General features: G+C 61.9%; 12 protein-coding genes. 7 read left to right on the top strand and 5 right to left on the bottom strand.

The window, feature by feature from the left end:
- Window positions 1-55 precede the first annotated feature (55 nt).
- From ASD60_RS17510 to ASD60_RS17495, 4 genes are all read right to left on the bottom strand, one after another.
- The gene (locus ASD60_RS17510; protein ID WP_056855198.1) at window positions 56-523 is read right to left on the bottom strand and encodes a VUT family protein; all 468 of its coding nucleotides are present in this window, start codon (window positions 521-523) and stop codon (window positions 56-58) included.
- 190 nt (window positions 524-713) lie between these two features.
- Window positions 714-929 carry a DUF1289 domain-containing protein gene (locus tag ASD60_RS17505; RefSeq protein ID WP_056855197.1) on the bottom strand — a complete coding sequence of 72 codons (216 nt, stop codon included), beginning with the start codon at window positions 927-929 and terminating at the stop codon, window positions 714-716.
- Window positions 926-1,450, bottom strand: coding sequence for a gamma carbonic anhydrase family protein (locus ASD60_RS17500; RefSeq protein ID WP_047538150.1), 525 nt, complete (start codon window positions 1,448-1,450; stop codon window positions 926-928). The genes ASD60_RS17505 and ASD60_RS17500 overlap by 4 nt, the downstream gene beginning before the upstream one ends.
- Before the next feature lie 55 nt (window positions 1,451-1,505).
- Window positions 1,506-2,105, bottom strand: coding sequence for a CoA pyrophosphatase (locus ASD60_RS17495; RefSeq protein WP_056855196.1), 600 nt, complete (start codon window positions 2,103-2,105; stop codon window positions 1,506-1,508).
- Window positions 2,106-2,252: 147 nt separating this feature from the next.
- Between ASD60_RS17495 and ASD60_RS17490 the strand changes: the two genes are divergently transcribed.
- The 7 genes from ASD60_RS17490 (at window position 2,253) to nagE (ending at window position 10,999) form a co-directional block, all read left to right on the top strand.
- Complete coding sequence (locus ASD60_RS17490; RefSeq protein WP_056855195.1) at window positions 2,253-2,804, top strand: NUDIX hydrolase; 552 nt, start codon at window positions 2,253-2,255, stop codon at window positions 2,802-2,804.
- Window positions 2,805-2,912: 108 nt separating this feature from the next.
- Window positions 2,913-3,416 carry a L,D-transpeptidase family protein gene (locus ASD60_RS17485; protein ID WP_056855194.1) on the top strand — a complete coding sequence of 168 codons (504 nt, stop codon included), beginning with the start codon at window positions 2,913-2,915 and terminating at the stop codon, window positions 3,414-3,416.
- A 292-nt stretch (window positions 3,417-3,708) separates the two neighbouring features.
- Window positions 3,709-4,440 (top strand): GntR family transcriptional regulator, encoded by a 732-nt coding sequence (locus ASD60_RS17475; RefSeq protein ID WP_056855192.1) that lies wholly within the window; start codon window positions 3,709-3,711, stop codon window positions 4,438-4,440.
- Between the two features lie 33 nt (window positions 4,441-4,473).
- Window positions 4,474-5,580, top strand: coding sequence for an N-acetylglucosamine-6-phosphate deacetylase (nagA, locus tag ASD60_RS17470; protein WP_056855191.1), 1,107 nt, complete (start codon window positions 4,474-4,476; stop codon window positions 5,578-5,580).
- Window positions 5,561-6,583: an SIS domain-containing protein gene (locus ASD60_RS17465; protein ID WP_156386279.1), complete on the top strand. Its 1,023-nt coding sequence runs from the start codon at window positions 5,561-5,563 to the stop codon at window positions 6,581-6,583. The genes nagA and ASD60_RS17465 overlap by 20 nt, the downstream gene beginning before the upstream one ends.
- Window positions 6,584-6,726: 143 nt before the next feature.
- On the top strand, window positions 6,727-9,243 hold the full coding sequence (gene ptsP / locus ASD60_RS17460; RefSeq protein ID WP_056855189.1) for a phosphoenolpyruvate--protein phosphotransferase: 2,517 nt from the start codon (window positions 6,727-6,729) through the stop codon (window positions 9,241-9,243).
- A gap of 40 nt (window positions 9,244-9,283) precedes the next feature.
- Complete coding sequence (gene nagE / locus ASD60_RS17455; protein ID WP_056855188.1) at window positions 9,284-10,999, top strand: N-acetylglucosamine-specific PTS transporter subunit IIBC; 1,716 nt, start codon at window positions 9,284-9,286, stop codon at window positions 10,997-10,999.
- Window positions 11,000-11,482: 483 nt separating this feature from the next.
- Here the strand turns inward: nagE and ASD60_RS17450 are convergent, their stop codons facing one another.
- A complete protein-coding gene (locus tag ASD60_RS17450) occupies window positions 11,483-11,794 on the bottom strand; it encodes a Nif3-like dinuclear metal center hexameric protein (RefSeq protein WP_056855187.1) in 312 nt (103 codons plus the stop codon).
- Between the last annotated feature and the right edge of the window lie 2 nt (window positions 11,795-11,796).

The following is an 11,796-nucleotide window of genomic DNA, read 5'->3' as shown; positions in this document are numbered from 1 at the left end:
ATGCGACGGCTGGCGCGCTTCCCATGGGGAGAAAGCGCGGCATTTTACATGAACTTCAGCTGACGACAGCCTGTTTGCGCAGACGCCAGGCCATGATCAGCCACACGGCCGTGACGCCGGCGAACTTCGAGCCCAGCGCGGTGATGATCACCCCTGGCGTCAGCGCGTCGATCATGCCGAAGAAGATAAAGGTATCGAGGGGAATGCTCAGGGCCGAACTTATCCACAGGCGATCATGCAACGGGCGCCGGGTGATGCTGAACACCAGCCAGTCGATGCATTCGGACACCGCGAACGCCGTAGCGCTGGCCAAGGCGATGGACGGATCCGACGTGACATAAGACAGCACCAGCGCGGCCAGCATCGCTGCAATCGCACCGTGGCCGAAGCGGGTTTGCACCATGTCGCGCAACACAAACACCAGCCCGCCCCAGGCCGACCAGATGATGTCCAGGTGTGGCGCAGTGGAAAAGGCGTAGTTGATCAGCACGACGCTGCTGATGTAGGCGATCAGGAAGAGCATGGGAGCAGTAGTACCTGTCAATTTTGTGCACAGGGTACTTCATCTTCGGTACACAAATAACCTGTGGCGAGGGAGCTTGCTCCCGCTGGGGCGCGAAGCGGCCCTGAAATGAACGGGCTGTACCAGATGGATTGGGGCTGCTTCGCAGCCGAGCGGGAGCAAGCTCCCTCGCCACGAAAGCCCACACCATTCAGCTATCGGATTTAGTCGGCAACATCCACACCAATCCACTGGCCTTGGCCCGCTCATGACACAACCCCAGCACCTTGCGGCGTTCGTCGTTGTCCATGCGGCTCCAACGGGTGATTTCTTCGACGGTGCGCTGGCAACCGGTGCAGATGTCATCGTCGTCCAGCGCACAGATGCTCACGCAGGGCGATGCCACCGGGCGTTCGCCAACCGTCATTCTTCCTGCTCGACAAGGTCGCGGGCGTAGCGCTGAGCGTTGTGCACGTAATGTGCAGCACTGGCTTCGAGCATTTTCTTCTGCGGTTCGGTCAGCTCGCGCACGACTTTGCCAGGCGAGCCCATGACCAGCGAACCGTCGGGAATCTCCTTGCCTTCACCGATCAGCGAATTGGCGCCGATGATGCAGTTCTTGCCGATCTTCGCGCCATTGAGAATCACCGCGTTGATCCCGATCAGGCTGTAATCGCCCACGGTGCAGCCATGCAACATCGCATTGTGGCCAATGGTCACGCCGGTGCCGATCGTCAGTGGATAGCCCATGTCGGTGTGCATCACGGTGCCGTCCTGGACGTTGCTGTTCTTGCCGATCAGGATCAATTCGTTGTCGCCGCGCAGCACGGCGTTGAACCAGACATTGGCGCCCTCTTCCAGTTTGACCTTGCCCACCAGCACGGCATTGGGTGCGACCCAGCTCTGTGGATGGGTTTCGACGCGGGCGTCGCCCAGGCGGTATTTCATTTGTGGTTTCCTCACAGCTCAGGCAGCCGCGTTTCCGGCCATTCGAACGATGGCTTCAGGTATTGATGAAGCTTTTGGGTGGCTGGTGCAGGCTGATTTTCGCGTCATAGAGCAGATTGATCAACTCGACGACCATGATCGCCGTCAGCCCCCAGATCTTGTACTCGCCGTAGCGGTAACTCGGCACGTACCAACTGCGCCCCTGGTAATCGATGCGATGGGTGTGTTCGCGCGGGTCCTTGCGGAAAAATTCCAGTGGCACGCTGAACACCGCGGCGATTTCCGCATCGTTGGCCCGGTACTCGACGAAATCCGGGATCACGCCGACATAAGGCGTGACCTTGATGCCGTGCAGGGAGATCAACGGGCTCAGCGGGCCGATCACTTCGACCAGTCCCGGTGGCAGGCCGATTTCTTCCTCGGCTTCACGCAGGGCGGTGAAAATCAGGTCGGGGTCTTCAGGATCGCGACGACCGCCGGGAAAGGCCACTTCGCCGCCATGGGTCGAGAGGCCGCTGGCGCGCAGGGTCAGTACCAGTTCCGGTTCGTCACTGCGGGTGATAGGCACCAGTACGGCGGCCTCGGGGAAACGCAGGTCAGTCTCCAGCGTACGCGGTGTGTGATTACTTACCCGATGCAGTAGCTCGTCCAGCATGAGTGTTCTCGATCTGTGCCTTACGCTGCATCATGCACCAATCGCTGCGGTCGCCCAACCCCCCGGACAGTGGCGTGTCGCGAAACGACAACTTGCCGACAGACACCGCCGCACGCCAAGATAGGCGCAGCATTCAGGAACCCAAGCATGAAATTTTGCAGTCAGTGCGGCAACCCGGTGACCCAACGCATTCCCGAAGGCGATTCGCGCCTGCGGTTTGTCTGCGACAGTTGTCAGGCCATTCACTACCAGAACCCCAACATCGTCGCCGGCTGCGTCGCGACCTGGGGCACCCAGGTCCTGCTCTGCCGCCGCGCGATAGAGCCGCGTCGCGGTTACTGGACGCTGCCCGCCGGCTTCATGGAAAACGGTGAAACCATCGAACAGGCCGCCATCCGCGAAACCGCCGAGGAAGCCTGCGCCCGGGTGCGCAACCTGAGCATCTACACCCTCATCGATGTGCCGCACATCAGCCAGGTGCATGTGTTTTTCCGCGCCGAACTGGCGGACCTGGACTTTGCCGCCGGTCCCGAGAGCCTGGAAGTGCAACTATTCGACGAAGCGGACATTCCATGGGACGAGCTGGCTTTTCGCACGGTGGGCCGTACCTTAGAATGCTTCTTCGCTGATCGGCGGACCGAGGTCTACCCCGTACGGTCCGAATCGATCCCGCCGCTTGTTCAGCCTGCCATTAGTTGATGCCACTTTGGTATCATTCGTAGCCGCTGCAAATCGTGCCCTGCGGCAGCTCCCTACAAAAACATCTATAAATAAATAGTCGCGACACCTCTCTGGGGAATCGTTTCAATGCGCTGGTTGCTTGCCCTGTTCTGTTTGTCGGTTATCTCGGTGTCCCACGCTTCTGCCGTGGAAACCCTGAACGGCAAGGTCATCGAGAAAGTTCTGGTTCTCAAGTCCGCTCATCAATTGCAATTGATCAATGACGGCAAGCCGATCAAGACCTATCGCATTTCCCTGGGCAAACGTCCCAAGGGACCGAAACTGATGGAAGGCGACAAACGCACGCCAGAGGGTTTCTATTGGCTCGACTGGCGCAAGACCAGTGAAAAATTCAACCTGGCGATGCACATTTCCTACCCGAACATCAGCGACTCGGCCCGTTCGCGACGCGAAGGTGTCGATCCCGGTGGCATGATCATGATCCATGGCACTCCGGACACCGAAGACAACCCTGAACAACTGTTCCACACCCTGGACTGGACTGACGGCTGCATCGCCATGCGCAACATGGACATGCGCGAAGTCTGGAACCTGGTGCCGGACGGCACGATGATCGAAATCCGCCCGTAATTCCGACGACCATCGGTCGCCCCCGAAAAATAAATTCAAAAGATCGCGGCCTTCGGCAACTCCTGCAGGGTGAATACCATTTGCTCCTGCAGGAACGGCCGAAGGCTGCGATCTTTGCTTCTCCATTTCCCACCCTTAATACCACTTGATACCAACGCCTGGTCTGCTCGGCCGTCCAGGCCCGCTTTGCTGCGTCCAAAGCCTGGCCAGTGCGTTGACATGGTATGCAAGTGGTATTAGTTTTCCGGCACACCCGAGCGACAATTCCTACATACGTTTCGGACAGCCAAACATGAACGACCTCCAGGCCCTGCGCCCCGACGACACTCAACCGACGCCCCTGTACCTGCAACTGGCGCGCAATCTGGAAACGGCGATCCATGCCGGCCAGTGGAAAGCCGAACAGGCGATGCCGTCGGAACGCAACCTCAGCGAAATGCTCGGCATTTCCCGTGTCACCGCACGCAAAGCCTTGGAAGTGCTGCTCGAACAAGGCCTGATCCGCCGCAACCAGGGTTCCGGCACGTTCATCACACCACGCCTGGAACAACCGTTGTCGCGCCTGTCGGGCTTCAGCGAAATGCTCCGGCTCAAGGGCTTCGTACCCGGCTCGCAATGGCTGGAACGGGAAATCACCCTGCCCACCCACGAAGAACTGATCCGCCTCGGCCTGTCACCCAACGACAAAGTCGCGCGCCTCAAGCGCCTGCGCAAAGCCGACGACACGGTCATGGCCATCGAGATGAGCACCCTGCCCGCCTCGATCATTCCCAAGCCGCAGGCAGTGGGTGCCTCCCTCTACGAATACCTCGACGGCATCGGCAAACCGATCGTGCGCGCGTTGCAGCACATTCAGGCGATCAACGCCTCGGACGAATTCGCCGCACTGGTGGGCATTGCTCCTGGCACCGCCATGTTGCTGATGACCCGGGTCGGCTACCTCGAAGACAACACGCCCATCGAAGTCACCGACACCTATTGCCGTAACGACTACTACGACTTTGTCGCAGAGCTGCGTCGCTGACCCACCGCTGCCGCCAAATACCGAGATTCCGACATGTCCGAAGACAACATCCTCACCACCCAAGGCTGGGTTCGCGGCCGGCTGGTTCACGAACACGGCAAGGTCGTCTCCATCGAAGGCGAACCCTGCGATCCGGCAGACAATGACCTGGCTTACCTGCTGCCGGGTTTCATCGACCTGCACGTACACGGCGGTGGTGGCAAAGACATCATGGAGGGCGCGCCGGCCTTCGAAACCATTACCAAAACCCATGTGCGTTTCGGCACCACATCGTTGCTGGCCACCACCATGACCGCGCCGAGCGAGGAAATCTTGCGCGTGCTCAAAGCCGTCGGCGAGTTCTGTGAGCAGCGGCCAGAAGGCAGCGCCCGGGTCCTCGGCGTGCACCTCGAAGGCCCGTACATCAACCCCGGCAAACTGGGAGCGCAACCGAATTTCGCCCACACCGCGCTGATGGCCGAAGTCGAAGCGTATCTGGCGCTGGCGCCGATCCGGGTGATCACCATCGCCCCGGAAATCGCCGGTCACGATGCGCTGATCCGTGCTCTCAGCGCCCGTGGCATCCGCATGCAGATCGGCCACACACTGGGCAGTTACGAGGAAGGCGTCGCCGCACTGGCAGCCGGCGCCAGCAGTTTCACCCATCTCTATAACGCCATGAGCCCGTTGCATCACCGCGAACCGGGGATCGTCGGCGCGGCATTGGCCCACGCCAAATACGCCGAATTGATTCCCGATCTCCTGCACGTGCACCCCGGCGCCATCCGCGTCGCGCTGCGTTCGATCCCGTGCCTGTATTGCGTGACCGACTCGACTGCCGCCGCCGGCATGCCTGACGGCGAATACAAGCTCGGCAGCCATACCGTGACCAAATGTCTGGGCGGTGTACGCCTGCCCGACGGCACGCTGGCCGGCAGCACGCTGACCATGGATCAGGCCCTGCGCAACCTGGTGAAGATCGGCTTGCCGATCGCCGAGGCTTCGCAACGCCTGTCGCAATTCCCCGCCGACTACCTCGGCATCACCGACCGCGGGCGCTTGCAACCGGGTGCCTGGGCCGACTGCGTGCGGCTGGATCGCTCACTGAAACTGACCGCCGTCATGGTCGAAGGAGAAGACATTGACTTCAAAAATGCTTGAGGAGGCGCTGTCCTCGTTCGAGGCCGTGCAAGCCCAACTGCAGCAACTCGACCCGCAAATGATCGAGATCGCCGGTCGCCTGCGCCGCCAGCCGCCGCAAGTGGCCATGACCGTGGCTCGCGGCAGCTCCGATCACGCGGCCAGTTATTTCGCCTACCTGACCATGCAACTGCTGGGCATTCCGGTGGCGTCGCTGCCGATGTCGGTGGTGACCATGCAGCAGGCGCCGTTGAAGGTCAGCGGCCAGGTCGCGTTCGCCTTCTCGCAATCGGGGCAAAGTCCCGATCTGGTCAACAGCCTGCGCCTGTTGCGCAAACGCGGCGCGTTGAGTGTATCGATGGTCAACGCCGCAGACTCGCCGCTGGAAGCCGCCTGCGAATTCAGCCTGCCGTTGTTGGCCGGTACAGAAAGCAGCGTCGCCGCCACCAAGAGTTTCATCGCCACCCTCAGCGCCAGCGCGCGGTTGATCGGCCACTGGAAAGAGGACAGCGAATTGCTCGACGCCGGCCAGGCCTTGCCCGAAGGCTTGCGCGATGCCGCACGACAGGATTGGAGCCCGGCCATTGAGGCCCTGCGCGATTGTCAGCGCTTGATGGTGATCGGCCGTGGTGCCGGTTTCGCCATTGCCCAGGAAGCCGCGCTCAAGTTCAAGGAAACCTCGGCCATTCAAGCCGAAGCCTTCAGCAGCGCCGAAGTGCGTCACGGCCCGATGGCGTTGATCGGCGACAACTACCCGCTGCTGGTGTTTGCCCCACGGGGCGCCGAGCAGGCCGGTTTGCTGAGCCTGGCGACGGACATGCGCCAACGCGGTGCCCGCGTATTGCTCGCCGCGCCGGATGACGTGCTCGAACGCGACCTGACCCTGACCCGCGCAGAGCACCCGGCCCTTGATCCGATTCTGGCGATCCAGAGTTTCTACGTGATGGCCGCCAACCTGGCCGTCGCTCGCGGCATGGACCCGGACCAGCCGCGGCACTTGAGCAAAGTCACGCGCACGCATTAAGAGATTCCTTGTAGGAGCGAGCCTGCTCGCGATGGACCTGAGAACGCCGCGCAGTGTCAGGTTCCCAGCGTAATCGTTGGCGACCATCGCGAGCAGGCTCGCTCCTACAGGGGAACGTTTGAACTTCCTGATGAGACCGAGCCATGCACAAAAACAATAAAGAGCTGACCCTCAGCGCCCCGCTCAGCGGCCCGGTGCTCACGCTCGCCAAAGTCCCGGATGCGGTGTTCGCCAGCGGCGCCATGGGCGACGGGATTGCCATCGATCCGCTGAACGATACCCTCCACGCGCCGTGTGCCGGTGTTGTGGTGCACGTCGCACGCACCGGGCACGCCGTGACCCTGCGGGCCGACAATGGTGCCGAACTGCTGCTGCATCTGGGTCTGGATACGGTCGAGCTGCAAGGCCAGGGCTTTTCCATGTTGGTGCAGGAAGGTGCGCGGGTCGCGAACGGCCAGCCACTGCTGCGCTACGATCAGGACAAAGTCGCGCAACAGTGCAAAAGCCTGGTCAGCTTGCTGATTCTCACCAATAGCCAGGATTTTCAGGCGCGCCCCATCACGCTCAAATCAGTGAAGGTCGGTGAGCCGTTGCTGCACATCATTCGCCGCCAGGGCGCCGGTGCACTGAGTGAAGCTGAACTTGCCGGCGAAGTATTGAGCGGTCACATCCATATCGCCCACCGTGGCGGTCTGCACGCACGGCCGGCCGCGCTGATTCGTCAGACCGCGCAAGGCTTCAAGAGCAAATCGCAGCTGCACTTCGCTGGCAAATCGGCGAACTGCGACAGCCTGATCGGGCTGATGGGATTGGCGATCGGCGAGCAGGACGAAGTGCAAGTCAGTTGTCAGGGACCGGACGCCGAAGCCGCACTGCAAGCCTTGTTGGTTGCCTTGTCCACGGCGCTGGCCGAGGAGCACCACGCCGCCGCGCCAGTGCCGACATCGCAGCGCAACCGCGAGCCTGAAGCGGGTGTCCTGCACGGTGTATGCGCAGCGCCGGGGCTGGTCGGCGGGCCGTTGTTTCGCTTGAGCGCGATCAGCCTGCCGGCGGATGCCGGGCACAATGATCCAGCGCAACAGCGACAAACCCTCGACACCGCGTTGGCCCAAGTGCACAGCGAAATCGCCGGCACCCTGTCCCACGCCAGAAAACACAAACACACCGACGAAGAAGCCATTTTTGCCGCGCACCTCGCCTTGCTGGAGGACCCGGCATTGCTCGATGCCGCCCATCATGCGATCGATCTCGGCATTGCCGCGACCCACGCCTGGAGCCAATCGATCGACGCGCAATGTGAGGTGCTCCAGCAGTTGGGCAGCGCTCTGCTGGCCGAACGCGCCAACGACCTGCGCGACCTCAAGCAAAGGGTGTTGCGCGCCCTGCTCGGTGAAGCCTGGCATTACGACTTGCCGCCCGGCGCCATTGTTGCCGCCCATGAACTGACTCCCTCCGATCTGCTGCAACTGAGCCAGCAAGGCGTAGCCGGATTGTGCATGGCCGAAGGCGGTGCAACCTCCCACGTGGCGATTCTTGCGCGGGGCAAAGGCTTGCCGTGCATGGTCGCGCTGGGCGCGTCGTTGCTGGTTCAGCAACAGGGTCAAGAAGTCGTGCTGGACGCCGATGGCGGTCGCCTCGAACTGGCACCGAGCGCCGAGCGTTTGGCGCAGGTGCGCCAGGTTCAATTGGACCGGCAACAACGTCGCTCCGAGCAACAGGCTCAGGCGCACACGCCGGCGCAAACCCTCGATGGCCTGCACATCGAAGTCGCGGCCAATGTCGCTTCCAGTGAGGAAGCGGCGCACGCCCTGGCCAACGGCGCCGACGGCGTCGGCTTGTTGCGTACCGAGTTTCTGTTCGTCGATCGCCACACCGCACCGGACGAACACGAACAGCATCACGCCTATCAAGCAGTACTGGATGCCATGGGCGACAAATCCGTGATCATCCGCACCATCGACGTTGGCGGCGACAAACAGCTCGACTACCTGCCACTGCCCGCCGAGGCCAATCCGGTGCTCGGTCTGCGCGGCATTCGCCTGGCCCAGGCCCGTCCGGAAATCCTCGACCAGCAATTGCGCGCCCTGCTGCACGTCTCACCGTTGTCGCGCTGCCGCATCCTGTTGCCGATGGTCACCGAGGTCGACGAGCTGCTGCACATCCGCCAGCGCCTCGACGCCCTGTGCAACGAATTGGGCCTCACGCAACGCCCGCAGCTGGGCGTGATGATCGAAGTCCCGGCCGCCGCGCTGCTGGCCGAACAACTGGCCGAACACGCGGACTTCCTGTCCATTGGCACCAACGACCTGTCGCAATACACCCTGGCCATGGACCGCGACCACGCCGGCCTCGCCTCACGCGTGGATGCGCTGCACCCGGCGTTGCTGCGATTGATTGCCCAGACATGCGCCGGTGCTGCACAGCACAAGCGCTGGGTCGGGGTGTGCGGAGCATTGGCGTCCGATCCGCTGGCCACACCGGTGCTGATCGGACTGGGCGTAAGCGAACTGTCGGTGAGCCCGGTGCAGGTCGGCGAAATCAAGGACCGCGTGCGTCACCTCGACGCCAATGAGTGTCGGCGCATCAGTCAGGGCCTGCTGAAACTGAGCAGCGCCGGCGCGGTGCGTCACGCCTGTCATCAGCATTGGCCGTTGAGCTGAGCTCTCGACAACAAAAAACAAGAATCCAGGGAGAACCGCCATGTACCAACTTTTCATCGAAGGCTTGCAACGCCTCGGCCGCGCGCTGATGCTGCCGATCGCGATCCTGCCGATTGCCGGTTTGTTGCTGCGCCTGGGCGACACCGATCTGCTGAACATCGCGATCATCCATGACGCCGGCCAAGTGATTTTCGCCAACCTGGCGATGATCTTCGCCATCGGCATCGCCGTCGGTTTCGCCAAGGACAACAACGGCACGGCGGGCCTTGCCGGGGTCATCGGTTATCTGGTGATGATCTCCACGCTCAAGGTGCTGGATGCGAGCATCAACATGGGCATGCTCGCCGGGATTGTCAGTGGCTTGATGGCCGGCGCGCTGTACAACCGTTTCAAGGACATCAAGCTCCCGGAGTATCTGGCGTTCTTTGGCGGTCGGCGCTTCGTGCCGATTGTCACCGGCTTCGCCGCCGTCGGGTTGGGCGTGGTGTTCGGCTACATCTGGCCGCCGATCCAGCAGGGTATCAACGGCTTCGGCACCCTGATGATGGAAAGCGGCAGCTTCGGCGCGTTCATCTTCGGCGTGTTCAACCGCCTGCTGATCGTCACCGGGCTGCACCACATCCTCAACAACATGGCGTGGTTCGTGTTCGGCAACTTCACCGACCCGACCACCGGAGCGCTGGTGACCGGCGATCTGTCGCGCTACTTTGCCGGTGACCCGAAGGGCGGCCAATTCATGACCGGCATGTTCCCGGTGATGATCTTCGGCCTGCCCGCCGCCTGCCTGGCGATGTACCGCAATGCCCTGCCCGAGCGACGCAAAGTCATGGGCGGGATCTTCCTGTCGATGGCGTTGACCGCATTTTTGACCGGCGTGACCGAGCCGATCGAATTCGCCTTCATGTTCCTCGCGCCGTTGCTGTTTCTGCTGCACGCCTTGTTGACCGGCCTGTCGATGGCGATCACCAACGCGCTGAACATCCATTTGGGGTTCACCTTCTCCGGTGGCTTCATCGACATGATCCTCGGCTGGGGCAAGTCAACCAACGGCTGGCTGGTGTTCCCGGTGGGCCTGGCCTATGCCGTCATCTATTACCTGGTGTTTGATGTCTGCATCCGCCGCTTCGACCTGAAAACCCCGGGGCGTGAAGGTCTCGCGAGCGCCGCGCAGGTCGCAGTGGCCGACAACGAGCGGGCCGCGGCTTACATCAAGGCCTTGGGCGGCGCCGAAAACCTGATCACCGTCGGCGCCTGCACCACTCGGCTGCGCTTGGACATGGTTGATCGCAACAAGGCCTCGGACGCCGATTTGAAAGCACTGGGTGCCATGGCCGTGGTGCGTCCGGGCAAGGGTGGCAGTTTGCAGGTGGTGGTCGGGCCGATGGCCGACAGCATTGCCGACGAAATCCGCCTGGCCATGCCGGCGCTGGGTCGCGCGCTGATCTCAACCCCGGCAGTCGCAGTCGACGCACCGCCCGCAGCTACGGTGGCGGCATCTGAAGCCCGGCAATGGCTGAACGCTTTGGGCGGTGGCGACAATGTATTGCAACTCGATTGCGTGGCCATGACCCGCATTCGTCTGCAACTGGCGGATGGCAAGGCGTTGTCGGAGTGTGATTTGAAAGCGTTGGGCTGTCAGGGAATCAGCCCGCTGGAAGGCGGCATCTGGCATCTGTTGATTGGCGACAAGGCGCCGAGCCTGAGTGATGCGCTCGAGGCGTTGGTCAATCGCAGCGAGGTGAGTGCCAAGGTTTAGCTGTGGGCTGCCGGACAGGCCGCCATCGCTGGCAAGCCAGCTCCCACAGTGTTCCGGGATATTGATCGTTCCCACGCTCTGCGTGGAAACGCCTCAGCGGACGCTCCGCGTTCGGCTCTGGCAGGGACGCGGAGCGTCCCGGGCTGCATTCCCACGCAGAGCGTGGGAACGATCATCCTGAGCAATAAAACCTGCTGAAATCACTTTCAGCCAGTTTTGATCGTTCCCACGCTCTGCGTGGGAATGCCTCAACGGACGCTCCGCGTTCGGCTCTGGCGTGGACGCGGATCACTTTCAGCCAGTTTTGATCGTTCCCACGCTCTGCGTGGGAATGCCTCAACGGACGCTCCGCGTTCGGCTCTGGCGTGGACGCGGAGCGTCCCGGGCTGTATTCCCACGCAGAGCRTGGGAACGATCATCCTGAGCAATAAAAAACCCGCTGAAATCACTTTCAGCGGGTTTTTCATTTGAGCAGCAGAAGAATCAAAAATCCTCCAACCGCCACACCTCGTAAGCCGGCGTCTCGTAGGGATGGCTGTGTTTCAGAGCCGCCACTACCGGGCGAATCAACTCATCGGCCACCACCAGCTCAACTTTCCATTCCTCCACCCGTTCGACCTGCCCCGCTTCGCCAATGAACGGCTGGCTGCCGTCCAATGGACGAAACTGGCCTTGGCCCAACACCTGCCAGGCGCAGTGATCGTAAGCACCGATCCGTCCGCCACCGGCGGCGAATACGGCGTTTTTGACCACTTCGACATGACTGTCAGGAACAAAAAAGCAGAGCTTGTACACAG

The sequence above is a fragment of the Pseudomonas sp. Root562 genome (genome assembly GCF_001427125.1).
In the GTDB taxonomy this organism is placed as follows: domain Bacteria; phylum Pseudomonadota; class Gammaproteobacteria; order Pseudomonadales; family Pseudomonadaceae; genus Aquipseudomonas.
This window is presented reverse-complemented; position numbering and strand designations above follow the sequence as displayed.